The sequence below is a fragment of the Pseudomonas sp. AC463 genome, assembly GCF_979253585.1.
In genome coordinates this window covers 42,346-68,824 of record NZ_CEEDDZ010000020.1, presented here as the reverse complement: position 1 = coordinate 68,824, position 26,479 = coordinate 42,346, and the positions used below count along the sequence as shown (strand labels likewise).

The following is a 26,479-nucleotide window of genomic DNA, read 5'->3' as shown; positions in this document are numbered from 1 at the left end:
CGGGCTGCGTAACCTTGGCTCCATCGCATCGCGATTCAAAGGAGCCACCCCATGCAAGACATCATCGACGGTTTTCTCAAGTTCCAGCGCAACGCCTTTCCCGAGCGTGCCGGCCTGTTCAAAGACCTGGCCAACCAGCAGAGCCCAAGGGCGCTGTTCATCTCCTGCTCCGACAGCCGCCTGGTGCCGGAACTGGTGACGCAGCGCGAGCCCGGCGACCTGTTCGTGATCCGCAACGCCGGCAACATTGTGCCGTCCTACGGGCCGGAGCCGGGCGGGGTGTCGGCCTCGGTGGAGTATGCGGTGGCGGCCTTGCAGGTGAGTGACATCGTGATCTGCGGCCATTCCGATTGCGGCGCCATGACCGCCATCGCCAGCTGCACATGCCTGGACCACATGCCCGCCGTGGCCGGCTGGCTGCGCTACGCCGACTCCGGCCGCGTGGTCAACGAGGCCCGCCAGCATGCGAGCCCGCAGGCCAAGGTCGCCTCAATGGTGCGCGAAAACGTGATTGCGCAATTGGCCAACATCCAGACCCACCCCTCGGTGCGCCTGGCCCTCGAAGAAAAACGCGTGGCGCTGCACGGCTGGGTGTACGACATCGAAAGTGGTTGCATCGAAGCCTTCGATGGCCGCACCGGAAAATTCGTAGCCCTGGCCAGTCACCCTAGCGTACGCGCCGTTTCGCACTAACCCCGGTACTTTTACCCACGGAGATAACCCCATGATCCAGTCCCAAATCAGCCAAACCTCACGCCTGGCCCTGACCGACATCATCCTGTTGGCCAAGGCCCGCAAAGACCTGTCCTTCGCCCAGATCACCGAAGGCACCGGCCTGTCCGAAGCCTTCGTCACCGCCGCCTTGCTCGGCCAACACCCACTGCCGGCCAACGCCGCCCAAGCCGTCGCCGACACCCTGGGCCTCGACGCCGACGCCGTGGCCTTGCTGCAAACCATCCCCCTGCGCGGCAGCCTCGGCAACGGCGTGCCGACCGACCCGACCATTTACAGGTTCTACGAAATGCTGCAGGTGTACGGCACCACCCTCAAAGCACTGGTGCACGAAAAGTTTGGCGACGGCATCATCAGCGCGATCAACTTCAAACTGGATATCAAAAAGGTGGAAGACTCGGAAGGCGGCTCGCGTGCGGTAATCACCCTGGATGGCAAGTATTTGCCGACCAAGCCGTTTTGATTGAGCGGTAAAAAGGCCCGGCGCTGTGAGGCGGCCGGGCCTTGTAGATAGACGCGTCAGTGTTTGACGCCTACGGGTTCAGGTAGGGCGCAACGCTGTCTTCGAGCACCATCACCAGTTCAGGGTCCATGTAGCGATAGTCATCCGGAATATCCAGACAGTGCAGCGGCTTGTGCTCAAGCAACCGCGCGAACTCTCCCTTCAGGCGGTGGAGGTGTTTATGTTCCATGACGAAAATGACATCCGCCCAGCGAATATCCGCAGCTCCAATGGTTCTACGCGCATTCGGGCTGGTGCCTGCTGAGCGCGCATTGAAGCCAGGGCGACGGCGCCAAATGGCTTCTGCGGTAGGGCTGCGCCATTGGTTGCGGCTGCAGATAAAGAGAAGGTTCGTCACGTTCTAACTGCATCCTATACGGTGCATTTTTGGGATATTCATCATTTATGCATCGTATTCGATACGTTTTGGCGTGGCGTTTTTTTAATCACGAGCTGTCCTTCCCAGAAACCCGGTGATCAATCCAATCACCTGCTGCTGAATCTCCCCCCGTTGCCGTGCACCCTCGCCATCCCGGCAAATCATGCCATCGCCCGGCGAACTCTCTTCAATCAACGCCACCGCCCCCGGTTTGCAGATCGACATAAAGCTGAAGTGGGTCGCGTCAGGGATTTCCACATACTGCGTCGAGGCCTTGGGCAGGCGCTTGACCATATGGGCCGACTCCAACTGCGGGTCCATGTCCTGCGTGTACACACCCCCTGCAATCACCAGCGCCGGCACCGGCAGCGCGGCCAGGCTGGCGTCGGTGAAGCCGCGCGACAGGCCCAGGTCCAAGGCCACGATGGCGGTTACGCGTTTGTCGCTCAAGTCCGTTGCCAGCTTGGCCTTGCCTTCGGGCGTGGCGGCCGGGTTCATCTCGTTGTAGCCGATGCAACCGCCGAGCTTGGGGTGCACGCTGCAGTCCTGGGCGAAGTGGTCCGGGTCGAAGCGCGCACCGCCGATTTCCAGCACGGTCCAGCCGCCGAGGGAATGGCCAATCGCAGCAATCCGCTGGCTCGCCACCGCGCCAAACAGCTTGGGCTGCGCGAGCACCGCGTCGATGGCGCGGCTCAAGTCGGCCGGCCGCTGCCATAACTGCGCGGCGGCTTGCGGGTTGCGGTCCTTGGTCGTAGTGCCCGGATGGTTGACCGCCGCCACGATAAAACCCTGATGCGCCAACGCACTCGCCAGCCACGCCTGCTTGCCCCAATTGCCGCCGTAACCGTGAGACACCACCACCAGCGGATGCTCGCCACTGGCCGCCGGCGCATTGCGCACGGCGAGCGCGCCGACGAACACCGCGTTGTCGGCGATCAGCTCAGGCTTGGCGCTGGTGGCGGTGGGGTACCAGACGGTCAGCTCCAGCGGGCGGCTATTTTTCGCGTCAGGCAGGGTGCTGCTCTGGAAGCCGATGGGGCTTTCGGCGGCGAAGGCGGGGGTGGTCAGGCACAGCAGAAACAGGGCGCGGAGAGCGGTTTTCATTGTTGTTATCGTCCTTGATTTTGGTCGCGCATGATTACCTGAAATCCGGTGGCTGAACATCCCCCGCCGAATCCATAAAACCGGTCTACGCTCCACCCACCAAACTCCCTGGAGACGCCGCGATGATCCGAGCCCTGCTGCTTGCTGCCCTGCTTGCCACCGCGAGCGTCCCGGCCCACGCCGACGTAACGCCATTCCCCGCGTCGTTCCAAACCAAAGACATCGCGGTAGACGGCGCCACCCTCCACGTGCGCGTCGGCGGCAAAGGCCCCGCCGTGGTGTTGCTGCACGGCTTCGGCGACACCGGCGACATGTGGGCACCCCTGGCTGCCGACCTGGCCAAGGACCACACCGTCGTCGTACCCGACCTGCGCGGCCTCGGCCTGTCGTCCATTCCCCAAGGCGGCTACGACAAGAAAACCCAGGCCGGCGACGTACGCGGCGTACTGGCCGCGCTGGGCATCGAACACGCCGTGGTCGTCGGCCACGACATCGGCACCATGGTCGCCTTTGCCTACGCCTCCCGCTACCCGCAACTGACCGACCGACTCATCGTAATGGACGCCCCCATACCCGGCATCCCACCCTGGAACGACATCGTTCGCTCACCCATGCTCTGGCACTTCGACTTCGGCGGCCCCGACGCCGAACGCCTGGTAGCCGGCCGCGAACGCATCTACCTCGACCGCTTCTGGAACGAATTCGCCGGCGACCCCAGCAAAGTCGACGAAGGCACCCGCCAGCACTACGCCAAACTGTATGCCCGGCCAGGCAGCATGCGGGCGGCGTTTGCGCAGTTCAGGAGTATTCGCCAGGACGCGGTGGACAATGAGGCGTCGATGAAAACCAAGCTGACCATGCCGGTGCTGGCGATTGGGGGGGAGAAGTCGTTTGGGGGGAATGAGGCGATTGTGATGCGGAATGCGGCGGATGATGTGACGGAGTTGGTGGTGCCGGGGGCGGGGCATTGGTTGATGGAGGAGGCGCCGGGGGAGGTGATTGGGGCGGTTAGGGGGTTTGTTGTGCGGTGAGGGGGATGGTTAATTGCCGGTCTGCTTTCGGCCAGAAGCAGTCACTGGACAGGCATGTTGTCAGTCGCTAATACTTTGCGGCTTGGATGAAGCCAACAAATATTTTGCCTGCATGAATCCCTCACATGTGGTAGGCAATGGTAACGGTGTACGTGTACGGAATTTAGAAGACGGTAGGCGAGCTCTTATTCGCCCCAATAGCAGCAACGGTCGGCCAACCATAGAAATACAACGACCTGACGGAAAAATAGCCGGTTATAAGTTACACTAAGACAAAAGGATGCTGACATGAATATACAAATATTCCATCCATGGAGTGCATTAGGCGTGCCTGCTTTAGGTAGAGTAATCTTCGAACGAATCACCTATGACAGCGGCATGCGCGTTCATCTTAAAGAGTCAGGAAGTTCAGGTAGAAGACTTTATTTAGACTTCATTCAACTTCCCACCTCAATACGCATAGCAAACGAGAGCATGAGGCTGGTTTCGTTGCAGCTGATTCCCAGTGAAATCGAAACCTCATTCTTTTTAGTCGAGAATTCAGATTTTTTAGCGTGGCTGCATAATGATTCACTTGATATCTATAAAGATGATCCGATTTTTCATTTGGCAATTGTCACAGATGAGTGGATAGACATTATTTGCAATGAAAAACCAGTGCTTGTGATTGAGGGCTGATAAGTTTTAGAGGCCCAGGCTGAATGAGATTGACGGGGCGACCTGCATTCTTGATGCAGAAGCTGGCAGGGTGGCACAATGGCCGAGATCGACAGAGTGATAATGTCTGACAGACTACCGGCCTACCGCCTTGGGAGTCAGTCATGCGTGCCTCGTGCCGTAAAGGCAGAAAACGGCCAATAGAAGACGTTCATAAAGATGGATCTACTACTCCTTCCATACGGTAAATTTCACCTATGGGGACCAACCCGGTTGTTTCAGCTCCCGGCTTCACGCTAATCTCAACGTTTGGTTAATCCACCACGCAAAAGAGACTTGCCGCTATGGCACATAACTGCCGTAACTTCGCATGCAGCGCCCCCCTATACATCGAGCGCCACAAAAAAAGTCAATGACTGCCTGAACGGTGATTAAAATCGTTATTCTGGCTAGCAGCACGTTTCACGCACCACAGTCTGCTTATTAGCAATAAACTTAAATACCAAGGACATTTATGCCGATACTATTTTGCAATATTGGTTGGATGGAGCGCTACGACGGCATTGATGGTGACTCGATCCAGCGCGGCGGCTCGTACAATAATGATTCGATTGGGCATGAGGTCTGTAACTTCACCAATGCAAATGGAAAAATCTATGGGTACGTCCAGCCTACCGGCCGCATTAATATCGAAAAATTGGGTGCCAAAAAGGGCGAAGAATTTGTAGATGGCGTTACTGTTATATGGACTGCCGGCCCCGAAAGTGGTGGCACAGCAGTGGTGGGCTGGTACACCAACGCCACTGTTTATCGCGAACTTCAGCGGATTAGCAAGCCACCAAAAATCCACAAAAAAAATGGAATAAAAGTCTATCGAATTTCAGCATCTGCGAGTGATGTCAGGCTACTGCCTACTTACGAACGCGAGTTCATGATCCCACGCGCGGTGAAAGGAGGCATTGGTCAAAGCAATATCTGGTACGCAGACAAACCGGAAAGCGCAGAGTTAGTCGATAAGGTCCTTCTCCTAGTTGAGCGTGACTCTCGGCCCGATAGATTGCCAGACGTGGATGCGGAAGCATTTGGATCAGAGGGGAACCCTCGATTAGTTTCACATTTCCGCCGTGAGAGAAACAGCACTATCGTCAAAAAGAAGAGAGCTACGGTTTTTGCCGAAACTGGCGCACTTTGCTGTGAGGTTTGTGGTTTCAACTTTGAGGAGGTATACGGAAAACATGGTGAAAAATTCTGCGAAGTCCACCACCTCACCCCTCTACACAAGGCAGATCGTAATACTGAAACAAAGCTTTTCGATCTGGCAGTAGTTTGCTCTAACTGCCACCGAATCATTCACAGAATGACCCCCATGCCAACTATAAGCGAATTAAAGAAGCTGGTTTTTCATAACTGAACAAATAAGAATGCGCATGACGGCTCATCAACAGCACGAACATTCCGTGCATTAGGCGTGAAACGACAACCAAAATGACTAAATATACACAGCCAGAAAAGAACAGAGATCCATAAAAAACCTGCAGAAATATTTCGTGATCATTGGGAAGAAAGCAAGGTTGGAAGCTATAGAGAGCACATTGTTCCATGTGTCCTCATCCATGACCAAAGCATAAAAATGTATCAAGAAGGCAAGATGATCTAAGATGTGGAAATATGATTGAGAGGCATCTTGCTATTGTTCTGATTTCAGAAGAAGAAAGAAATCGGCTGGATAAACAGCGCAGCTGGAAAATGTTTTACCCAGGGGCGCGGAAAGTCTCGAATATATTTTAGTGCCGCCAGCTTTGCACTTCCTCAATTTTCGACCGCATGAGAGAAACTATAACTCTCGCCTCAAGGCTTAGAGTTACGCTAAGCGTGTCAAAGGTGTTCGAGGGCGACACCGATATATTTATCTATGATGAGAAAAATTTGAGCACGATAGACGTGGAACAGGAGGCCAAAAATGCATAAAAAAGTAAACTTTAAACATATTTATGTGTGTATCGGATAGACAGTTGCAATTAATTAAAGTTGAAAAAAAAGCCCGTCACAGGGCTTTTTAGTGCTGCGCAGCAACTTATCAAGTCATTTAGAGTGTATTTCTCAAGCGTAAAAGTATCCAACTGTAAATACAAAGATCAATAGCGCGCGAAATATAGCTATTGCCGCTTTGATTTTAGTACGTACAATTTTTACTTCTGCCTTATCATCCGGGAGGCTGTTAAACATTTCGCCATAGATTGTAAGGCTTACTGTGAAAGCAGCAATGGACACGGCGTAAAGCGCCTTACCATCCGGGCCTCCATTTTTAAAGGCACCAATACCGCAAACAAGAGCACCAGCCCAGAAAACCGTAGTTGCGAGTATCGGTATCATCTCTGAGGCTGCGGGCTTGTGTTTATCAATAAACCAGAACACGTACCCTACGAATGCAGGAAGGAACAAGTACAGAAAAACAGTGAAAGCAGCAAAGTTCATTTATTTGTCCTTAACCAAAATTAATCCATTCGGATTTTATTAACTTGACCGAGTTAATTTGCTCGACATATTTTCCCATACGCCCATAGAAAGCACAACACACTAAAAGATCAAACAAAAAAATTACCGTTCAGGAGCGTCATGATTTGTAAGATTACGATGCAATTGTGGTTTGTCTTTTTTGAGTCATGCATGACTTAGGGCAACCAATGATCATGAGCTCTGAAATTTGGACAGTTATTGCGCTGAAACTCTGTCAAGACCCTCCTAGGCGACATCCCAACGGTAAGACCAAGTATTTCTGTGCCCATTATTCCGACTTTATTGATTGTTTGAGTCGGGGGGCTTGGTGTGCGCGCTGAGGGTTGTATCGCGCACTCAACCGACAGAGCTACTAGTAAAGCAGAAACAGCCTTGGCTGGCTGTTTGCGTCAGAAATGATCTGAATTAGGGCATCATTGTTAAAGGCTTGGTCATTTATTTTTCGCTCGACCGCTTGGTGACCGGCAGCTTCTGGCCGTTAGCTGTCAGTCGCGAGGCGCAAGCAAGCGCAGCGACAAAGGGTTTACGCGAGATAGTCGCGGATAGAGAGTTCAAGCTGTTCTAGTGGCCGCGCCCATTATTCTTTCAACTTTTCTCTTACATAGAATGAGCTGTTGAAGTTTTAAATGGAGCCCATTACTCGGGCACTACGTAACCTCTGCCCCCGATTTCCCAGCGAAGCCAAAGCCCTTGCCTACCTTCATCTCCGTCTCTGTCGAGATAATGTATTTGGAAGTCTAGTGTCTCCCAGTGATCATGCGGACTTAAGTCGACCCTGAAATCTCTATTGCGCTGTCTCAATATGTCGCCGAGATAGATTTTTTTTGGCAGACACTCCCCAGAGACTTCGACATTGTAAGCACTGCCTCCTTGATTAGTTATTTTGAATTGGGCAAACTGCGAAACGCCGCGTGTACCACCATAAGATGTGCATTCAATTTTTATTATAGGTTTGGTTAACTTGTTTTTTGTTGGTGCAGATACATGTGGCGGTGACGGCTCGTTCGGTTGTGTGTGTTTTTTCCTCATGTTGCTTATGAGTCTTACGATAGTGTTTTTCTTTATCCAAGCAAAAACGCCGGCAATTACCAGAAACAATAGCTTAATGACTTCCGTTCCCGCACCACTGAATAAGGTTTCAAAGTTTTCCCTCAGGATTTCTATTAGCTGGTTTAGATTTTCCATTGCTTATTCTTGGCTTAGGTGATCTTTGGATGATGGCTTTGGGAGCTTTGTCGCGCTTTATATTCATGTGAGTCACGGGGTAACATGCATCGATTTAATCATGTTAACGTTCTGGCTTTTTCAAGTTTTACTTGTTCCTTTTCTGCGTTAAAGCGAAGTGTACTGCCCCCCGACAAGCTTGTTCAAGTGGCGCTAAGCGCGGAGCTACTGAAAGCTTTTTTCTCGCCAATTTCTGCCTTTCGTGAAGGGCAGCTTTGGGTCGGCAGCGGCCTGTCGCGAATGGCTGCCACAATCTGTTGGGGCCGATACCGAATTGATCCACGTGCCTACACAAGACTGCACCATAAACCCTGCCCAGGTAATGTTTTCGAGGAATAAGGCTGGGTCAGTGACATCTCAGCATCTGGGTTAATTCGGCGTCAGAGCCAACACTCACTCGTCTACTGCTGGTAATTCCTCGGACTCCCCGGCGGGGCTATAATCGTATCCAGATATCTTTCTTTGGTATTGAATGATAATACTGGTTATATCTGGATCACCAACACGCTCTTCCGCAAGCTTCAACCTATCCATCGCGTCGTCGAATGCAGACATATCTTTACCTCGTCTAAAAATTTCAACACCAACATCACAATATGTGCGCAAAAAATCTTTGTTATCTTTATACCTATCTATAGCATTAGCTGCATAGGCCCTGGCTTTTTCAAGGATTGCAATTCTATCCTCATCTAAAATGCCAGGGGTTCGCTCTGCGCGAGCTAACAAAAGCATGATTTTAAAGCGGTGAACTGGGCCATCTGCTTTAAAATCATTTTCAAAAAGACGTATTTCTGTATCTGCCTTTTCAATCTCATTTATATCGATAAGGTTTCGAATCAACCTATGGCGCGGTACTCTTTCACCCGGCGCTTTTGAGATCATTTTTCTTAGAAGTTTATTCCTCACATGCTTGTCTGCAATTCTACCAATTCCTTTTTCATAACCACATAACTGGCGGATGGTACGAATTTCAACATCGTAGGTCGGAACGATGCCATCTATGACACGCTCAAACAGACTTATATACTCTTTAACATCAGGCATTTTATATTGAGCTATAATGTCAGTAATTACTGGATGCCGTCCTTTCCACCCGTAAGTTCCGTCTTTACTGCTTATAGTGAACTCATGAATAATGTCAACCAAGTTCTCTAAAGATGCAGTGACTTGGCCGGCGGGAATTCCTAGTAGTCGCATAACTAGCTGGCGATGAACTATGATGCCTGAACTTTCCATTGCAGCGACTAAACGGTATATTTCTTGATGGTTTTCGTTTAGTGATGCGAACTCTCTCAGCACAATGTCGTCGAATTTATCCGAAGCAAAAATATTTTTCAAACATACGAATGTATCTGACTCACAACGAACGGTTAATCTACGCTTTCTTTCCGACCTTGAAAATCCAGAAAAGCTGTTCTCTACGAGAGGTTTAAGGTCTGAGTTTGTATCTACTAAAGTTAGTAAGTCCTCTACTTCTGTCGGGTCGAGTCCTTTTAGAATATTCTGGGAAGCATATTTAAAAAAATTAGGGGTTTTGACTCTCGGATTCCATAGGTTTCTAGATGAAATCAGTAATATTTTCAGGTTCTGTATGTTGTCAGCCACCAACAGATCAATCAGAGAGCTGATATCGCCTAGATGCTTATGAGCATCATCAACTAACAACACCCCAGTCTTGTTTTTTCCTTTAAGATAATTAGCGACCGCCCTCCAAGCGGAGGGGAGCAACGTATGCTCGGCTTTATGTTCCCACGCATAGATGGAAAGCTGGGACTTCATGTATAAAACTTGCTTGGCCAGTGTGGACTTACCTGTCCCACTAGCGCCCAGGACGATTGTTATAAACTTTTCATTACTTTCCAGTTGAGGCATAAGAAGATCGGTAAGAGTTCGTCGGAAAGTTAAATTTGCCGCAATGTCCGCATACGAAGCTGGCCAACCATTAAACATGGAGCTAGCATCTTTAATGCTACTGGTAATATCATGCGCAACATCCCTGGTTACGGGGCGCAGCATCGAGAATACATCAAGCGGGTCATCATTGATCTTGTTTGTTATAGCTTCACTTTTGGTGTTCCTCTGGAGTTCGACAAAAAAATCGTCAAGACTACCAAATGAAACCCTAACACCGCGCCGCTCATGCAGTAGGGCACGGTTTTCGTCTGGAGTATACAAGATTAAATTGATTGTAGCTGGCATATGGCTTTTTGCATTAATGTCTAATGACTTAGATATCAAATCTTTAATATGAGCATCTGCCAATGAGTACCCTATAATGACTAAGTCAGTCCCCGCCAAATCCATTTTCAGCGAGTCATACAGGTACTCCCTATACTCCATGGTTAGATCGTAGTCATTTTCAGAAATAATGATGCGGCTATGAACGCCATCGACCTCGTCTTTCTCTATGCTTCCATGCAACTTAAATAACTTAGTAGCTTCAGGAATACGTTGAGTTGTGAAGTCAAAATTTGAAGAAATTACTGATAGTGGCTGGTCGCGCCTAGCATAAGACTGCTCGATCAATGAGTCATAGTTTGTGGTGTAGATGTTTCGCCAGCCGTAAAGTGGTAGATTTAATAAACTACCTGTTGGAACAAGCTTCTCAAAAGATTTTCTCAACGTCTTAATCATTTCACGACGACAATCTTTCTGCTCAGCCAAGCTCGCAACTTCGCTCAGTGAATATCCATGGGAATTTATGTCGAACCGTTCGGAGATGCGATCGATTAACAGCTTTACAGATGGTGCGCCGGAAGGAAGCGATGAGCCAGCTCCGAAAAAAAGGACTGTGTTTTCTGGTTTTATTCTTCTGGCCAATTCGGCTAACGGGATACTCATCACAAATCCTTATGCGTATGTAATGGCAATTTAATACCGCTTGCCGTAGCTTTTGTCTACCCGGTTGAGGAACGAAAGGAAGAAAATCTAGAAGTGACAGTGAAGTCGGGGTCAGGCCGCCGTTGTTTAAATGTTTTCTGGCCTCGATTTTTCTTTCCTTTGATTATCGAGAGAACTGATTCATCTGCTGCAAAACGTTGAGTCTGAATCGTTCCTACGCCCTTGACGCCTCCAGCCGTCAAGGAAAAGCTGCTAACCCTGCGTAACTGTCCGCTTTTGGCCGATCTCTGCCTGTCGCGAGGGCCGAAATCGACTCAGAGCGGATGCTCAGACATTCAAACCAAACGAGTAGATAATCGACTGCTATTCCAGCCATTTCAAGTGCGTATGAACAACGAACTTTCCCAGGGCGAATCTACCGGCAGCAGTACAGCATATAACCTTGCGCAGGCCCACGGTGCCCGCCCCCTGTCCGTTTATGGCTATCATCAAACGGTAGAACTGTGCGGTCGCGTGGCCTGCGGCTGGCTGTTCCGCTACAGGATCATTTGCAGCTTGGACATCCCAGCGCATGACCAAGAGTCATTCGCTGGCGCTGTAGGTTGCTTGGTTGCTGACGACGGAGAGATAGGTGATCTCTCAGGTCCGATGTACATGGACATGCTTCCTATGCTGGCATAGCTCTCGGGACCACCTTGACCGAACTCTGCCGTTCACTATGGGCGGGAGTCGGCCAAGAGCGGGCGTTAAATCACGACAATCGGCAAGAACGACCTTCCCTATAGAAAAGAGGCGATCCGCGAATTGTCAGACACCGCATAGGCTTGAGATTGGAGCTGGTGGCATAGCCTGGAAAGCGACGCTAAAAACTCACCGTAGGCTGATTCACACCAGGCACTGCCATATCTGAGAGTCAGGTGTATGGAAGTGACTGGGTCTCCGCTCAGAACTGACTCAAAGACGTAATAATCACCCATGGCAAATGCACCTTGAGCACATCCCGGGAATACTAAATCCAGAGAAGTGCTGACAGAGGCGGTAAGCCCAATATCCTCCACACTCTCTACGTCAGCCAAGTCGTTTATGCCCAGGTCTGTAGGTCTCAAAATGATAATGTCGAAACTCATGCGACGCTCTATTTCTCTAATGTCCGAAAGGCACTTTATCATTGATTTTGCACCAAATATTTAACCTTCAGGTACTTATCCATCCATCTAACCGTCAGAAAAAGGTAAGTGTAGGTAATACTGCCGACCGTCCACTTTGGGTCGATAGCAGCGCTTCATTACAGGCTACTACCGACCCATTGCAGCCAGTCGTGACGGGAAAAAACGACCCATTGCGGACTAAGCGGCGCTCCAGTGAGCATATGTGGCCAGGTGGGCATTTACGAAACACCTGTTTTACCAAGCATCGTCCATCCGCTTTTCATCAGGCTCCTGACTATGTTCCAGCCTTTTGAGTTGTACGTTCGCGACCAAATAATCGAGAAAAACACGAACCCGTAACGGCATCTGCGTGCCTTGGCCGAGAAATACCGCATGGACGGGATCAATGTCTCCAGGGTTGAAGGCTTGCAGTATCGGCAAAAGTTTTCCTGATTCAATGTCGTCAACCACTTGGAATTCATCGAGACGAGCCAAACCTACTCCTGCCAGCGCTAACTGGCGAAGAGCCTCACCGTCACTCGCCGTCACGTTACCCACTGGCGAGACAATCCATTGCGAGCCATTCACGATGAAAGGCCAGCCTTTCAGTGTGCGTGTGTATCCGAAGTCCAAGCGGTTATGGCGGGTCAAGTCTTCTGGCACGGTCGGCAGGCCATGGCGCTCAAGATACTGGGGAGCTGCGACGACGACCATCCGTGTTTCGCCGAGCTTTCTCGCCACCAGGCGCGAACTTTCCAGCGGGCCGTGACGGATCGCAACGTCGGTGCGCTCCTCAATCAGATTCACCACTTGATCCGTCAGTACGATATCCAGCTCTATACCTGTGTAGCGCGAGAGGAATTCGGGGATCAGGGGTAATAAAACTCCTCGGGCAAAAGGCACACTGGCACTTACCCTGAGACGCCCCCGTGGATCGCCCTGTCCGGAGGTGCTGCGTTCAGCATCCTCCACATCCGCAAGAATTCTGACGCATTGTTCATAGAACGAATGGCCTTCCGGCGTGGGCGTCAGTCGCCGCGTCGTTCGGTTCAGCAAGCGTGCCTGAAGGCGAGTCTCCAGGCGGGATAACAACTTGCTGACCGCCGAGGGTGTCATGCGGAAGTCCCGCGCCGCCAACGAAAAATTGCCGAGTTCTATCACTCGGACGAACACTTCCATCTCTGCCAGACGGTTGATATCCCAGCGCGCCATTGTGAATTTATGTCATATAAGCCATTCGTGATGGCAGTCTATATCACAGATCAGCCCGTGGGCATCATCTCTCTCAACCCCGTGCACAAGGTACGGAAGGAGAAATGAAATGATCAGAATTCGAAATGGGGATGCAGCATGAACCCTACTCCAGCAAATCCAAAAGTCGCGCTTGTTGTCGGCGCGAACGGCATCATCGGCCATGCCGTGGCAGAGGAACTCAAGCGCGAAGGCTGGCGGGTCAGGGCGCTGGATCGCCGAACTGTCGTGGGCACCGAGACGATACTGGCGGATCTCACGGATGCCGATGCCGTGGCCATCGCGGTGAACGCTGCCCGAGACACGACTCATGTTTTTTACGCGGCCTTCAGTCCTGATCCGGATCTGGCGATGGAAGCAAGTCGCAATGCCAGCATGCTGGCCAACGTGCTGGATGGACTTGAGCAGGCGAATTCCGCTCTTCAGCGCGTGGTCATCTATCAGGGTTTCAAAATTTACGGCTCTCACCTCGGCGCGAAGGTTCGCACGCCCGCACTGGAGAGCGATGCGGGGCATATGCCACCGAACCTGTACCTTGCACAGGAAGCCCAGCTTAGAAAGCGTGCCGAACACAGCCGCTGGGATTACGTGGCGCTGCGTCCCGATCTGGTGGTCGGGGATATCTACGGCAACACGATGAATATTGCGCTGGTCATCGGCGTTTTCACTGAGCTGTCCCGTGCGCTGGATATCCCGTTGCGATTTCCCGGCACCGATAAAGCCTACGGTCAGCTGCTGCAATTCACCGATGCCGGGTTACTGGCACGGGCCAGTGTCTGGGCTGCACTCTGCGAGTCAGCTGGTGGAGAGGCTTTCAACGTCGCCAACGGCGATATTTTCCGCTGGGAGCGTATGTGGCAAGACACGGCCAAATATTTCGGGATGGAAACGGCGTCTCCGGTTCCGTTGACGCTTGCACGCCACATGCCTGACAAGGCCACGCTGTGGCGGGAAATCGCCGAACGCCACAATTTGATCCAGCCTGATCTGAGCAAGTTGGTCGGCTGGGGATTCGGTGATTTCATCTTTCACACCGAGACGGACATCATCTCGGATACGAACAAAATCTACCGGTACGGATTTACTGAAAGGGTCGACTCGAAAGCTTCGCTATTCGATGCGCTGGATAGCCTCAAGAAGCAGCGAGTGCTTCCGTAGAGAGATCAGTAGTCGTTTGGATTGCCGCTGGTTTACGCAATCTCGCCAGCGGCAATGCTGCGCTTGAGAAACGCAGCAAAGACAAAGTCTCTACTGACCGCTATTGGCCGAAAGCTGACTTTTGCGAAGGGCAGCTTTCGGCCAAAAGCGGACCTTCGGATTAGACCCGCTTCCGGCCACAAGCGGAAAATTCTGTTGGGTCTCGTAAATTCAGACCTTAACGTCGTTCGTTCCATTCACTAACCAATAGGCTTCTGACTCAAAGCGAACGGCGATGGTGTGCCAGTGCTTGACGGTCTTAAGTACGTTAGCAGCCTCAAGATCATTGGCGTCTAACGGTCGCCATCCGAGCCCTCGTCGAAATCCCCCCGCAAGCCGAACAGTTATTGGGTATTCGTTTAAGAGGCTCATCTGAGCGTCAGCGAGGGAAATGGAATTTGCGCCTCCCTCTGACGTTGGATTGGCTAACTGGACGGCGTCATCTTCCCAGCCACAAAGGGGGCAGATATCGTACGAGCCGTACTCGCATTCCAAGGTTACGAAACCGCAGCAAGGGCATGGTAGATCACGCATACGACATCACCTGATTTAATGGTCTACCGGTATCGGTCAAGTGCCGTTTTACTCGGGTCGAAAATTGTAAGACCTACTTGCCGATGGTCAAGGTCCGCGTTGGGTCGATAGCAGCGCTTCATTACAGGCTACTACCGACCCTATGCTGACTGTGGCGACAGGTGGAAGTCGGCCCCGAACAGACATTCAAGAGGGGACATCATTGGGATAGCTACGAAGCACCTCATAGGTCAATCCAGCCTCAAAATATGAGGCTCTCCATTCGAGAGATCCTGCATGTGACTCGCACAGCAAGCGAGCGATACATCCAGCTTCACCCATTGAAATCTCTTCCACTTCCGCGATATCTCCAGGAGCCGCCTCCCGGGAGTTCAACCAATCAGAGAGCACTACCTTTGCTTGGTCAACATCGATCAGCTTTATGATGTCGCCTTTGGAAAGTGTCATGACGTCTCGCCTAAACTTGTGCCGGTATCTGGTTTGTAAACGCGCTTGGAGATTTGCGAAAGGGCTGCTTTTGGCCGAAAGCAGCCTTTCAGAATATTTCATATTGGCCATTAGTCGTCTGGCCCTGCTCCAACGCTAGTCGCCGAGTCGTCAGAAAAAAACTGTGACGACTCGGCGATTTTTTCCTTGGTAGTAAGGGTTGAAAACTCAACCGCAAGCTAAATTTCCTCCCGCTCCATCAACCGATCCATCAACAAAACCCCCAACTCACTCAACTGGTGAATTGCCAACACCACATCCCGCTGTTTCCCCGTCAAATCCTCCGAAAGGTCGAGCAGCAGCGCGGTAACCGAGGAAAAGGTTTCGTATCCGTTGGTAATCAAGGTTTCGTTACTGGCATCAGCGGCAACGCTGAACAGCACCGGTGGTGGCAGCGGTGGGGAGGTTTCTGGGTTGAGGTAGTGATCGATTGCGCGATGCGCGGCCTGGGTGAGTTTCAGGTCTGGTTCGTTTGGAGGGTTTGGCGTGACTTTGAACATGATGTAATTCCCGAATAGGGCCGACACCTTTTCGCTACTACACAAAATGGGTGGCAGCTGTACGCAGGTTAGTAGACCGGGGAATTACACAAAGCCGGCGCACCCGAAGGCGCCCTACGCACAGCCACCATCAGGCACAGACAAGAACGTCTGATAGATGAAGCTTATGCACTAAATGTAATTGACCCTCAGGCTACTAAACCCGATCACTGAACTGTCAGCGACCGAACAACCTTAGAGACCCCCACTCAAGCGCACAAGCCGGCGGATTCTGACGCAACTTTAGGCAACTGGGCAAGGCGCTGAAGCCTGCTGTAGGACATGTCCCCGGTCCCTGTAAGCCAATCACCCTGGTGTGTGCGCAGCCTCGGTAAGCTGCAACGCCGCCAGTGCTTTGAGCTTGTTATGCGGCCCTTTAAACAGCACGCCGTCATTCACTGTCGTCAGCGTGATCCGCTCCGAGTCGCAGCGGTGAAACGGGGTGAACATGCGTTTTTTCGGGTAGTACACGCCAGGCTGTGCCTCGGCGTACTTCACCGCAGCCATTGCGCTGCGCAATGCCTCAGGGCTGAGGTGACCGGCCACGCGCCACTCGGCCAGCGCAGCTTCACGGTACATGCTGAAGGCCATGCCGATGGACGCACCCAGGGTGCCGCTGCACAGCAGATTGGTCTTGAAGGTATCGGTGATGCCAAGGGCGTACCCAACAAACAGCACGACGCTCATCACCACAATGAAGGTGAGCAGGGTTTCCAGCAGCCCCAAGGCCTTGTAAGGGTCAACGGCAAGTTGCTGCTTGAGCGTCAGTCGGGTGATATCAGCGTGGGTGTTAAGCGGGTTCAAGCGTTACCCCTCCTGGGTGATGGTGTCCTGGTCGAGCGCGGGTGGCATTTTACTCATGCGGTGATGGCCACGCCCGGTTTTTTCCTCGCTGTAACTTGGTATTGGCCAACAGGGCCCCATAACTACCCTGTACCCATTGCGCGGAAACACACACCATGACCAACCAAACCGAAACCGCGATCCTCGCCGGCGGCTGCTTCTGGGGCATGCAGGACCTGTTGCGGCGCTACCCCGGCGTGCTGGGCACGCGCGTCGGCTACACCGGCGGTGATGTGCCGAATGCCACGTATCGCAACCATGGCAACCATGCCGAAGCGATTGAGATCGTGTTTGACCCTGCGGTGATTTCCTACCGGCAGATTCTTGAATTCTTTTTCCAGATCCATGACCCGAGTACGCCGAATCGGCAGGGCAATGATTTGGGGCCCAGCTATCGTTCGGCGATTTATTACTTGAGCGAGCAGCAGCGCGACGTTGCCGAAGACACGGCGGCGGATGTGGATGCGTCCAAGTTGTGGCCGGGCAGGGTGGTTACGGAGATTGAGCCGGCCCGTGAGTTTTGGGAGGCGGAGCCGGAGCATCAGGATTACCTGGAGCGGATTCCGAATGGGTATACCTGCCACTTCATTCGGCCGAACTGGAAGCTGCCGAAGCGGGCTTGAGGCTGACGGCGCGCCAACGCAAGGGTTGGGCGCCGTTCGCCGTGTTGCCTACGCGTGGGTCAGCCCGGTCAAGGTGTCGGCAATCGTCTTGGTGCGCTGCGCCGTGCCCTCGGTCTCACGGCTGGAGGCCTCCAGCGCATCGAGCATTTCGCGCAGCGCGCCGACGCCGGTGGACTGGTCCTCGATCTGCTGCGCCACGCGCTGAATTTCGCTGGAGAGCAGGTCGATATCCACACCGATTTCTGCGGCGTTCTTGCGGGTGATCTCGGCCAGTTTGCGCACCTCATCCGCCACCACCGCAAAGCCCCGGCCCAGGTCGCCGGCTCGCGCTGCTTCAATGGCGGCGTTGAGTGCCAGCAGGTTGGTTTGCCCGGCGATCTGCTGGATCACTTGCACAATCGACTGGATACGCAAACTCGAACCGGCCAGCGTGCGCGCGCCCTCCACCGCGTCGCCGGCCTGGCTCGACAGCCCTTCCACCGTGGCCCCGGCCTGGGCAGACACGCTGTTCTGCCGGTCGATGGTGCCCACCAGGTCATCCATCGAGGCATGCAACTCACCGGAGTAGTGCTTGAGTTGCGCCGCGATTGCTTCCTGTTGATGCTCGGCCTGGGCCAGCACCTGGCCCAGGTCTGCCAGGCCCTCGAACACCGGCAGGATGTTGCGGTCCAGCCCGCGGGTATTGAGGGTGGTGCTGAAGTCGTTGTTTTTGAACGCGGCAATTTGCTTGACCACCACGTGGTTCAACCCCGCCAGTTTCTTTACCTGGCGTCGTAGGAAAAATGCCTTGAATTCGCCGTAGTGGGCGATGAAATTGTCCACGTATTCGTCGCTGAAATTCGCGCCCTTGGCCACCCGAAAAAAGAAAATCGCCGTGAGTGTCTGGTTGAGGTTCAAGCCCAGAATCTCCCCGAAGGTCGAAAAGCCTGCCAGCGGCACGTCGCCAAACGTGCCGGCCATGCTGCCCAGCTCGGCGCCGTTGTTCAGCCGCCGCAAAATGCAGTCGTTCAGAATGCCCGCCACCGGCTGGCCGCCCTTGCCCCGCAAGAACTGCTGGTAGTCCAGGCGCGTGGCCTCACGCAACGGCGTGCGCCGCACCATCACCAGCTCCTCGCCGGGCGCCACGTCGCAAAACAACTGCACAATCTGTTGCTCATAGTCGATACGCGCGATGGAACGCACAAACAACTCACTGCCCACCCGAATGGCAAACGAGTAATCGGCGAGCTTCGCCTCCAAGGCCTGGGGCGTGCAATTGAACGCATCACACAGCGCTTGCACCATGCTCTTGATATTGCCGGCGCTGTCGATCACCTGGTCAATCGTGCGGTCTTCCACCGAGGCGGTCAGCACGCTGAAGGTCAAATCCGCCGGCTTGAAGTTCTGGCTTTTGAACACCCCGAACCGCACCTGCGCTGCGGTTTTCAAGAACACAATTTGCGCATGGTTCTGATAGCTGCGCTGGCCGTCATGAATCAAGGTCTTCTGGAAATCCGCCTTGCCCCCGGCCGACCCGCCTACAAACAAACACGGAAACCGCCCGGACTCATACAGCGCCTCCATGAAAAACGACTCCGACGCCGACAACCCGTCGAACACCACGTACGCCAAGGTATCGCGGTGATCAATGGAGGTGTGCACCTGCACCCGCTTGATATTGCTCACCAACTTGGCGATCCGCTCCTGCATCCCCAGGCGTTTGCCGCCACTGCGAATGTCCTCACACTCCAGCGGCACCATCACCACCTCGGCGCTGGCGATCACGCTGTCGTCGAACAGCTGCAACACGATCCGATCCCAGCGCTCGCCCGTGGCGCAATACAGGGCGTTGGGCGCGTTGCACAGCTCGCCGGAGGTGGTGCAGAGGCTGATGGTGGACTGGGGAAAGCGGCGCTTGAGCTTGGCGGCGATGGCGTCGATGTCGAGGTGGGGCGAGATGAAACCGGTGATCAGGGTAGGGGTGATGCGCAGGCCGGTCAGGCACGCGTCCAGCTCGTTGGCGGTGCAGGTGAGCGTGGCAGTGCCCTGGCCAGCGGGCCGGGCTTTTTTGAGGAGGGAGAGTGGGTTCATTGGGGGCAAGCTCAATCAGAGGGGCACGCGGGGAGGCGTGTCGATAGTCAGGGTATCGGCGGCTGGGGTGGGCGCTGGAGGGTGTGGCGGGGGGATGCGACGGATGGCCGCGGCACAGAAGAGCTTCAATGGAGGGGTTGAGCCAGGCGAAAGCCCTCAGTCAAAGAACTCCATGCCGGCATAGGGCTGGCGTCGGCATTGTTCAAGCCGTGAAGCCAGGCTGCCTGCGTGCAGTTCCAGGCGGTGGCCATCCGGGTCCGAGAAATAAAACGAGTCGCCTTCGCTCGAATTGGCTTTCCACTCGATCACGTTACGGCGCCGTAAACAGGCAGTCACTGCGTCAAAATCGTCCTGGTTCACCGAAAACGCATAGTGGGTGTAATCAGGCTGTTTTTGCGCCGCGTGGCTCTCGTCCAGAGACAGGCACAACCAAAGATCGCCGAGGCAAAGATAAGCCCCCGTGTCCCAGCGGGCAGTTAATTTGAAGCCGGGCAGGGCGACATAAAACTCGATACTGCGAGGGAGGTTCACAACCGCCAGCGTCAAATGATTCAAGCCAGTCAACATGCGCATTCCTCCAGAATGAGGTTATCAATATCGAATTTTCCAATTCCATCGGCCATAAGGCGCCTTAAGGAATGATGAAAGGCAGCACTAAATGGCGCCATCCACTCGCGGCCAACGCCGTGCGCCCTCTCTACTTAACAAACCTCAAACACGCAAACCCGGTCTTGATTCGCAGCGGTTGAATGGGTTCGATGCTCTCCTGGTCGCCGACTTTCTTGATCACGCCCACACCGCAGAACTGTTCGTTGTGGTTGAAGATCGGAAGAATGCCTTCCTTGGGTTTGCTCCAGGAGCCTTGGATCAAGGTATAGGTGGCGCCGTTCTGTGGCGTGAAGGAGAACGGTATCTTGCACGCGTTGCTGCCTGCGAATTGCCAATAGGTCAGGATCAGCGCTTTATTCACGCCGACCCGAGATTCAATGTAGTCGCCGTTGGAGGGCAGCACGGTGTAACCCGCATAACATCCATCGTCGCTGAACGTCATGGCGTCCAGTCTGCCGCCATATCCAGCCGGGAGGCGGACCGTTGCCGAGGGTTCATCGGGGCCGGGGACGACATATTGCTTGCCCTGCAAAAGCGAGGTGCAACCGCTGATGGCCAACGCGCCGGCCAGCAAGATGCAGCGGCGGGACTTTTGATTGAGGTACATCCTTGTCTCCCTGATTCCATGAGGTGCCCAGACCCTTCCGGGGCTTGGGACTGCCGAATAGCGGGCGGATGATAATGTAATCGGTGATGTATCAACCAGTGTTCAGCGTATAGGCCTGGGCAACGATGCGCTGCTTGTAGCCTGCGCCTTCTTTTCAGTTCCAGGCTGAAAGGGTTTGAATCCACCGCCCGCCTTGTAGAGAATCCCCGCCTTTGGCTCGAAAGGATGCGTGCGATGAAGTTCGAAGGGCCCACTTATCATGCCGGCGACGTGCTGGTCAGCATCGAGGCGCAGGTCAGCGGCGGTATTGGCCCGCAGCGCACAGCTACGACACTGATCATCAAGACCTGAAGGGAGAAGCCCATGTCTGAAATTACCCAGCTGGTCATTGCCCTGGTGCTGTTTTTTCTGCTCGACCGTTTTCTCAAACCCTACCGGCTGCGCAAGTGGGTAGGGGTGTTGCTGGTGGCGGCGGGGGCGGTCGGCTGTGTGGCGGCAAGCCAGGTCTACGTGTTAGGCGTTGACCTGGGGTTGCTGTCGATCTTCGCGGTTGCGCTGGGGGTGGGGTTGTTCCTGAAGCGGCGGCGGTTCGAGCCGGTTGGCTGAACGGGGAGGGCCGCTTATAGGCCCTCACAGCTCTGCTTGTTGACTTCGATCCTGGCGACCTCGTTTACGGTTTTACTGCCATAAATGAAAATGATGGTGCCACCCAGGGAAATGATTGACTGCTCCCTTGGCATTTGTTTGGCACACACAGCCTGGGTGGTGCTTGATTTCATCTCGGCGAAGTCAACGTCTTCGGGGTGGGTGTCGTAATTGTCCAATGTGTAAATGAACTTGAGTGTGTGACTGTCAGCCGCTTGCGCACGCACGAAAGTTACACCCTCGTCGATTTTTCGATTCCCGGGCGTGGTTCGCGCGGTCACGATAATCAGGTCGCTGAGGAAGCTGGGTTTGCTCGGCTCGGGTGTGTCTTGGAAGGCCTGGATGACCAGCACCGCCACCAGGCTCAAAGGCACTAGCACCCATGCCGAATACACGAGCGCCTTGCGGGTTTTTTCTGTTGCCACCGGCTTCATTCCTTTGAGGTAGTTCAAGGGGGCGCATTCTACGGCAACCCTCCTTGTTCTACAGCCCTTCAGATTTCAAAATTGCTGGGCGGTCAGGGCTTTTCGTAGGCCTTGTACTCGTTCTGCAGCACGATATGGTCCGCGACGTATTTGGCGTCGTGCCACACCCCATAGATAAACGACGACGCGCGGTTTACCAGGTTTGGCAGGCCCAAAAAGTAGATGCCGCTTTCCGCCGAAATCCCGCGCTTGTGGAACGGCTCGCCTTTCTCGTCAAACGCATCCACTTTCAACCAGCTGAAGTCGAACTTGAAACCGGTAGCCCAGAGGATGGTGGTCACGCCGGCTTCGGCCAGGTCCAGGCTGAGGATCGGGTTAACCAGGCACTCTGGATCGGGTAGCAATTCCCAGGCTTCCGGCTCCAGCGGAAACGGCAAGCCGTTGGCTTCGATATAGGCGTCTGCATCGCGCAGTACATCGAAGTAGGCGCGGTCACCTTCGGCCACGTTTTCGGCCAAACCCGTTTGGAAGGTCATGACGCCTTCATTCCAGTCCTGGGTCACGCCCACCAGGTGGATGCCTTGGTGCGCGAGGCGGCGGAAGTCCACGGTCTTGCCGCCTTCATAGCCACTCACGGCAAAGGCTACGTGCTTTTTCTTCGGCTGGATTTTGACTTCGTCCCACAGGCCCAGCGCGCCCAGCCACCAGCAGTAGTCGCGGCCGCGGTAGGCGCGGGGCGGGCGGTAGTGTTCGCCCACGGAGAGGTACACGGTTTTGCCGGCTTTTTGCAGCTCTTCGGCGATTTGCGAGCCGGAGGCGCCGGCGCCTACCACCAGTACCGCGCCTTCGGGCAACTGGGAGGGGTTTTTGTAGGCCGAGGAATGCAGTTGATGAATCGGCGCCGTGGCCGGCACGATGCTGGGGATCGACGGGCGCTGGAACGGGCCGGTGGCGGCGACCACGTTGGTGGCTTCGATCACGCCTTCGGAGGTGGTGACCTTGAAGCCCTGGCGGCCCACATGGCGTTCCACGTGTTGTACTTCGACGCCGGTGCGCACGGGGGCTTCGAGCTTCTGCACATAGGCTTCGAAGTAGTCGGCCATGCGTTCTTTGGGCGGGAAGGCTTCGGGGGAAATGCCCTCGAATTTGAGGCCGGGGAAGCGGTCGTGCCAGGCCGGGCCGTTGGCGACCAGCGAGTCCCAGCGCTCGGAGCGCCAGCGTTCGGCGATGCGGTGGCGTTCGAGCACGATGTGGGGCACGCCCATCAGGGACAGGTGCTCGCTCATGGCGACGCCGGCCTGGCCTGCGCCGACGACCAGGGTGTTGATGGTTTCTACTGACATGGGCGATTCCTAAAAAGTAATTAATCGTTGGGGCCGAGCAACGCGGCCACCGCCGTGAGTGCCAGTTCATAACCCAGGGCCCCGAGCCCGGCGATTACGCCGGTGGCGGCCTTGGACACGTAGGAGTGGTGCCGGAAACTCTCGCGCTTCCAGATATTGCTCATGTGCGCTTCGATGATCGGGCCGTCGAACGCCAGCAGCGCGTCGAGGATCGGCACCGAGCTGTAGCTGAGGCCCGCGGCGTTGATCACGATGGCGTCGCTGTGCAACCGCGCCTCTTGAATCCAGTCGACCAGCACGCCTTCGTGGTTGCTCTGGCGAAACTCCAGGGCCAGGCCCAGCTCGGCGGCGTGGCGTTGGCAGCGCGCTTGGATGCTGGCGAAGCTCTCGCTGCCGTAGGTGCCGGTGTTGTCCAGCCCGTAGAGGTTGGCGTTGGGCCCATTGAGGAAGTACACGCGGCGGGTCATAAGGGGCTCCGGACAGTCAGCAGGACTTTGCCGACGTTGGCATTGGCTTCCAGCAGGCGATGGGCCTCGGCGGCCTCGGCCAGCGGCAGTTGGGTGTGGATCTGCGGGCGCACCAGGCCGCAGGCCAGCCACGGCAAAAACCGTGAGCGGATGCACACCGCCAAACGGGCTTTTTCGGCGTGGCTTTTCGGGCGCAGGGTGGACGAGGTGAGGATGAGGTTTTTGCGCATCAGCACCTGCAAATCCAGTTCGATGCTCGCGCCTTGCAGGAACGACAAACTCACATGCCGCCCGCCCATGGCCATGGCCGCGAGGTTGCGTGCCACGTAAGCGCCGCCGACGTTATCGAGCACCACGTCGACGCCGCGCCCTTCGGTGCAGTCGTGCACCACGTCCACGAAGTCTTCGAGATGGCGATCCACCGCGCGCCAGACGCCGAGGCTTTGCAGCATCGCGATTTTCTGCGCGCCGCCGGCGGTGGCGATCACCCGCGCCCCGGCGGCGTGGGCGCACTGCACGGCGAAGCTGCCGACGCCACTGGCGGCGCCGTGGATCAGCACGGTATCGCCACTGCGCAGGCGGCCCAGTTCAAACAGGTTGTGCCACACGGTGAAGGCCGCTTCCGGCACGCCGGCGGCATCCTGCAGCGCCAGGCCCGCCGGCACCGGCACGCAGTGCGCCGCCTGGGCCACGCAATAGTCGGCGTAGCCACCGCCGTTGAGCAGGGCCATCACCCGGTCGCCGATGGCAAATTCATCAACACCCTTGCCCACGGCCGTCACCACGCCGGCCGCTTCCAACCCGAGTACATCGGTGCTGCCGGGCGGCGTCGGTGCGCCGTTGCGTTGCATCAGGTCGGGGCGATTGACCCCGGCGGCGGCCACGCGAATCAGCACCTCGCCGGCTTGCGGCTCGGGCACCGGGCGCTCGACCACCTGCAGCACCTCGGGGCCGCCGGGCTCGCGGGCGATTACGGCTTTCATACGGTCCAGTCATCCGGCACAACGGCGATCACGTCGATCTCCATCAGCCATTCCGGCTGGCCCAGGCCGGAAATCACCAGCCCGGTGGATATCGGGAACACGCCCTTGAGCCACTTGCCGACCTCCTGGTACACCGGCTCGCGGTAGCGCGGGTCGATCAGGTAGGTGGTGGTTTTGACGATATGGCTCAGGTCGGAACCGGCCTCTTCAAGCAGTTGCTTGACGTTTTTCATCGCCTGCTCGGCCTGGGCGCGCGGGTCACCGAGGCCGACCAGGTTGCCGTCGAAATCGGTGCCGATCTGGCCGCGCACATAAATGGTGTTGCCGGCGCGCACGGCCTGGCACAGGTCGTTGTCCAGGGCCTGGTTGGGGTAGGTCTCTTTGGTGTTGAACATGCGGATGCGGGTGTGGGTAGGCATGGTGGGCGACTCATGGGAAGCGGGATGAGTTCAGCTTCACATCGCTCGGAATCTGGCGAAACCAGCATTTGTGCAGGGTAGTGCTTAGGAAAAACCGAAGCCCGTGCAGGCGGTCGGTTTGCCCATGACCCGGCACGAACCCTGCAACGCTCCCCGCACAGTCATTGTTGAGGGGCAGGCGTAATGCTCAGTCGTATTACTCAGCGTCAACTGGAGTATTTCGTGGCGTCGGGAGAGGCGGGCAGCATCAGTGCGGCCGCTGAGCGCATTCATGTGTCGTCGCCATCGATCTCGGCGGCGATCACCCATATGGAGGCCGAGCTGGGCATCCAGCTGTTTGTGCGTCACCACGCCCAGGGCATTTCCCTCACGGCCGTGGGGCGCCAGGTGATGCAGGAGGCCAAGCAGATCCTGGAGCAGATGAGCAATCTCTACACCATCGCCTCGGAGTCGTTGAACACCGTGCGCGGGCCGTTGCGCGTGGGGTGTCTGGCGTCGCTGGCGCCGATGATCACGCCGGAATTGGTGTTTGGGTTTGGCCGCGCGTTTCCCGGCGTGCGCCTGACCCAGGCCGAAGGCAACCACGAGGAATTACTGGAAAAACTGCGCAGCGGCGAGCTGGATATCGCCCTGACCTACGACCTGGTGACCAGCCCGGACATCGACTTCCAACCCCTGGCGCACCTGCCGCCGTATGTGATGGTCGGCGAGTATCACCCGCTGGCGAGCCTGCCGGCGGTGAGCATGCAGGACCTCGAGGCCTACCCGGTGGTGCTGCTCGACACGCCGTGGAGCCGCGACTATTTCCTCAGCCTGTTTATCCAGGCGGGCACCACGCCGAACATCATCATGCGCTCCACCAACCTCGAAACGGTGCGCGCCATGGTCGGCAATGGGATTGGCTATTCCTTCGCGAATGCGCGGCCCAAATCGAACATGTCCCAGGACGGCAAACGCGTGATCCGCCTGCGCCTGGCCGGCGCGCACCGGCCGATGCGACTGGGGTACGCCACGGCGAGCAACACCCAGCTGTCGCGCGTGGTGTCGGCGTTTGCCGAGCGCTGCCGGCTGTTTGTGTCCGACCAGTACATCCCCGGCATGGCGCCGCCAAGCTTCTTTGACCCGCATGCGGTGCGGGTGCTGGAGGGGGTTAGCTGAGGTTGCTCCAGTATGTGGCGTGCGCGGCGCCGTGAATTCAAACGCGCACCAAATGTGGGAGGGGGCTTGCCCCCGATGAGGGTGGGTCAGCTACAGAGGTATGCACTGACCCACCCTCATCGGGGGCAAGCCCCCTCCCACATTT

The 26,479-nt window shown here is 55.4% G+C and carries 27 protein-coding genes; 9 read left to right on the top strand and 18 right to left on the bottom strand.

Translation table 11 applies throughout. From position 1 onward, the window contains the following. Positions 1-51: 51 nt before the first annotated feature. Both AC0IYH_RS23090 and cynS read left to right on the top strand, forming a co-directional pair. The gene (locus tag AC0IYH_RS23090; RefSeq protein ID WP_471836387.1) at positions 52-693 is read left to right on the top strand and encodes a carbonic anhydrase; all 642 of its coding nucleotides are present in this window, start codon (positions 52-54) and stop codon (positions 691-693) included. Positions 694-724: 31 nt separating this feature from the next. Further along, complete coding sequence (cynS, locus tag AC0IYH_RS23085; protein ID WP_471836385.1) at positions 725-1,195, top strand: cyanase; 471 nt, start codon at positions 725-727, stop codon at positions 1,193-1,195. Positions 1,196-1,265: 70 nt separating this feature from the next. Here cynS and AC0IYH_RS23080 read toward each other — a convergent pair whose 3' ends face one another. Both AC0IYH_RS23080 and AC0IYH_RS23075 read right to left on the bottom strand, forming a co-directional pair. Next, on the bottom strand, positions 1,266-1,592 hold the full coding sequence (locus tag AC0IYH_RS23080; RefSeq protein WP_116626344.1) for an arsenate reductase/protein-tyrosine-phosphatase family protein: 327 nt from the start codon (positions 1,590-1,592) through the stop codon (positions 1,266-1,268). Positions 1,593-1,676: 84 nt separating this feature from the next. Further along, positions 1,677-2,717, bottom strand: coding sequence for an alpha/beta hydrolase family protein (locus tag AC0IYH_RS23075; protein WP_471836383.1), 1,041 nt, complete (start codon positions 2,715-2,717; stop codon positions 1,677-1,679). Between the two features lie 122 nt (positions 2,718-2,839). On the opposite strand from AC0IYH_RS23075, the gene AC0IYH_RS23070 reads away from it, so the two are divergent. The 3 genes from AC0IYH_RS23070 (at position 2,840) to AC0IYH_RS23060 (ending at position 5,816) form a co-directional block, all read left to right on the top strand. Beyond that, positions 2,840-3,748 (top strand): alpha/beta fold hydrolase, encoded by a 909-nt coding sequence (locus AC0IYH_RS23070; protein WP_471836381.1) that lies wholly within the window; start codon positions 2,840-2,842, stop codon positions 3,746-3,748. A 288-nt stretch (positions 3,749-4,036) separates the two neighbouring features. Continuing rightward, a complete protein-coding gene (locus AC0IYH_RS23065; protein ID WP_471836379.1) occupies positions 4,037-4,426 on the top strand; it encodes a hypothetical protein in 390 nt (129 codons plus the stop codon). 493 nt (positions 4,427-4,919) lie between these two features. Then, entirely contained in the window at positions 4,920-5,816 is an 897-nt protein-coding gene (locus tag AC0IYH_RS23060) for an HNH endonuclease (RefSeq protein ID WP_471836378.1), read from the top strand. 689 nt (positions 5,817-6,505) lie between these two features. Here the strand turns inward: AC0IYH_RS23060 and AC0IYH_RS23055 are convergent. The 4 genes from AC0IYH_RS23055 to AC0IYH_RS23040 all read right to left on the bottom strand — a co-directional run bounded on the left by AC0IYH_RS23055 (position 6,506) and on the right by AC0IYH_RS23040 (position 13,347). Further along, on the bottom strand, positions 6,506-6,880 hold the full coding sequence (locus AC0IYH_RS23055; RefSeq protein WP_471836376.1) for a hypothetical protein: 375 nt from the start codon (positions 6,878-6,880) through the stop codon (positions 6,506-6,508). 678 nt (positions 6,881-7,558) lie between these two features. Continuing rightward, on the bottom strand, positions 7,559-8,107 hold the full coding sequence (locus tag AC0IYH_RS23050) for a hypothetical protein (RefSeq protein WP_471836374.1): 549 nt from the start codon (positions 8,105-8,107) through the stop codon (positions 7,559-7,561). 432 nt (positions 8,108-8,539) lie between these two features. Beyond that, positions 8,540-10,987 carry an SIR2 family protein gene (locus AC0IYH_RS23045; protein ID WP_471836372.1) on the bottom strand — a complete coding sequence of 816 codons (2,448 nt, stop codon included), beginning with the start codon at positions 10,985-10,987 and terminating at the stop codon, positions 8,540-8,542. 1,403 nt (positions 10,988-12,390) lie between these two features. Continuing rightward, entirely contained in the window at positions 12,391-13,347 is a 957-nt protein-coding gene (locus tag AC0IYH_RS23040) for a LysR family transcriptional regulator (RefSeq protein ID WP_471836370.1), read from the bottom strand. A 138-nt stretch (positions 13,348-13,485) separates the two neighbouring features. On the opposite strand from AC0IYH_RS23040, the gene AC0IYH_RS23035 reads away from it, so the two are divergent. Next, positions 13,486-14,544, top strand: coding sequence for an SDR family oxidoreductase (locus AC0IYH_RS23035; RefSeq protein ID WP_471836369.1), 1,059 nt, complete (start codon positions 13,486-13,488; stop codon positions 14,542-14,544). A 210-nt stretch (positions 14,545-14,754) separates the two neighbouring features. On the opposite strand, the gene AC0IYH_RS23030 is transcribed toward AC0IYH_RS23035, so the two are convergent. From AC0IYH_RS23030 to AC0IYH_RS23015, 4 genes are all read right to left on the bottom strand, one after another. Further along, positions 14,755-15,117: a CPCC family cysteine-rich protein gene (locus tag AC0IYH_RS23030; RefSeq protein WP_074848336.1), complete on the bottom strand. Its 363-nt coding sequence runs from the start codon at positions 15,115-15,117 to the stop codon at positions 14,755-14,757. A 186-nt stretch (positions 15,118-15,303) separates the two neighbouring features. Beyond that, complete coding sequence (locus AC0IYH_RS23025; RefSeq protein WP_024649507.1) at positions 15,304-15,564, bottom strand: hypothetical protein; 261 nt, start codon at positions 15,562-15,564, stop codon at positions 15,304-15,306. A 218-nt stretch (positions 15,565-15,782) separates the two neighbouring features. Beyond that, positions 15,783-16,103 (bottom strand): DUF6124 family protein, encoded by a 321-nt coding sequence (locus AC0IYH_RS23020; protein WP_471836367.1) that lies wholly within the window; start codon positions 16,101-16,103, stop codon positions 15,783-15,785. Positions 16,104-16,448: 345 nt separating this feature from the next. Further along, positions 16,449-16,946 (bottom strand): hypothetical protein, encoded by a 498-nt coding sequence (locus AC0IYH_RS23015; RefSeq protein ID WP_122773412.1) that lies wholly within the window; start codon positions 16,944-16,946, stop codon positions 16,449-16,451. A gap of 155 nt (positions 16,947-17,101) precedes the next feature. Here AC0IYH_RS23015 and msrA point away from each other — a divergent pair, with 155 nt between their 5' ends. Next, positions 17,102-17,608 (top strand): peptide-methionine (S)-S-oxide reductase MsrA, encoded by a 507-nt coding sequence (gene msrA / locus AC0IYH_RS23010; protein WP_471836365.1) that lies wholly within the window; start codon positions 17,102-17,104, stop codon positions 17,606-17,608. Positions 17,609-17,656: 48 nt separating this feature from the next. Here msrA and AC0IYH_RS23005 read toward each other — a convergent pair whose 3' ends face one another. From AC0IYH_RS23005 to AC0IYH_RS22995, 3 genes are all read right to left on the bottom strand, one after another. Continuing rightward, positions 17,657-19,678, bottom strand: coding sequence for an FIST N-terminal domain-containing protein (locus tag AC0IYH_RS23005; RefSeq protein ID WP_471836363.1), 2,022 nt, complete (start codon positions 19,676-19,678; stop codon positions 17,657-17,659). A 156-nt stretch (positions 19,679-19,834) separates the two neighbouring features. Beyond that, complete coding sequence (fos, locus tag AC0IYH_RS23000; RefSeq protein WP_471836362.1) at positions 19,835-20,245, bottom strand: fosfomycin resistance glutathione transferase; 411 nt, start codon at positions 20,243-20,245, stop codon at positions 19,835-19,837. Between the two features lie 130 nt (positions 20,246-20,375). Beyond that, positions 20,376-20,894 carry a hypothetical protein gene (locus AC0IYH_RS22995; RefSeq protein WP_122773408.1) on the bottom strand — a complete coding sequence of 173 codons (519 nt, stop codon included), beginning with the start codon at positions 20,892-20,894 and terminating at the stop codon, positions 20,376-20,378. Between the two features lie 363 nt (positions 20,895-21,257). Here AC0IYH_RS22995 and AC0IYH_RS22990 point away from each other — a divergent pair, with 363 nt between their 5' ends. Further along, positions 21,258-21,500, top strand: a complete 243-nt coding sequence (locus AC0IYH_RS22990) for a hypothetical protein (RefSeq protein ID WP_471836360.1) — start codon at positions 21,258-21,260, stop codon at positions 21,498-21,500. A 14-nt stretch (positions 21,501-21,514) separates the two neighbouring features. On the opposite strand, the gene AC0IYH_RS22985 is transcribed toward AC0IYH_RS22990, so the two are convergent. The 5 genes from AC0IYH_RS22985 to AC0IYH_RS22965 all read right to left on the bottom strand — a co-directional run bounded on the left by AC0IYH_RS22985 (position 21,515) and on the right by AC0IYH_RS22965 (position 25,176). Then, the gene (locus tag AC0IYH_RS22985) at positions 21,515-21,991 is read right to left on the bottom strand and encodes a hypothetical protein (RefSeq protein ID WP_471836358.1); all 477 of its coding nucleotides are present in this window, start codon (positions 21,989-21,991) and stop codon (positions 21,515-21,517) included. Positions 21,992-22,056: 65 nt separating this feature from the next. Further along, a complete protein-coding gene (locus tag AC0IYH_RS22980) occupies positions 22,057-23,307 on the bottom strand; it encodes a flavin-containing monooxygenase (protein WP_471836356.1) in 1,251 nt (416 codons plus the stop codon). A gap of 20 nt (positions 23,308-23,327) precedes the next feature. Then, positions 23,328-23,774 (bottom strand): type II 3-dehydroquinate dehydratase, encoded by a 447-nt coding sequence (locus AC0IYH_RS22975; protein WP_471836354.1) that lies wholly within the window; start codon positions 23,772-23,774, stop codon positions 23,328-23,330. Further along, the gene (locus AC0IYH_RS22970) at positions 23,771-24,757 is read right to left on the bottom strand and encodes an NAD(P)H-quinone oxidoreductase (RefSeq protein ID WP_471836352.1); all 987 of its coding nucleotides are present in this window, start codon (positions 24,755-24,757) and stop codon (positions 23,771-23,773) included. Before AC0IYH_RS22970 ends, AC0IYH_RS22975 begins: the two co-directional genes overlap by 4 nt. Then, positions 24,754-25,176 (bottom strand): RidA family protein, encoded by a 423-nt coding sequence (locus tag AC0IYH_RS22965; protein ID WP_024076555.1) that lies wholly within the window; start codon positions 25,174-25,176, stop codon positions 24,754-24,756. Before AC0IYH_RS22965 ends, AC0IYH_RS22970 begins: the two co-directional genes overlap by 4 nt. Positions 25,177-25,359: 183 nt before the next feature. On the opposite strand from AC0IYH_RS22965, the gene AC0IYH_RS22960 reads away from it, so the two are divergent. Continuing rightward, complete coding sequence (locus AC0IYH_RS22960; RefSeq protein ID WP_116626360.1) at positions 25,360-26,334, top strand: LysR family transcriptional regulator; 975 nt, start codon at positions 25,360-25,362, stop codon at positions 26,332-26,334. Positions 26,335-26,479 lie beyond the last annotated feature (145 nt).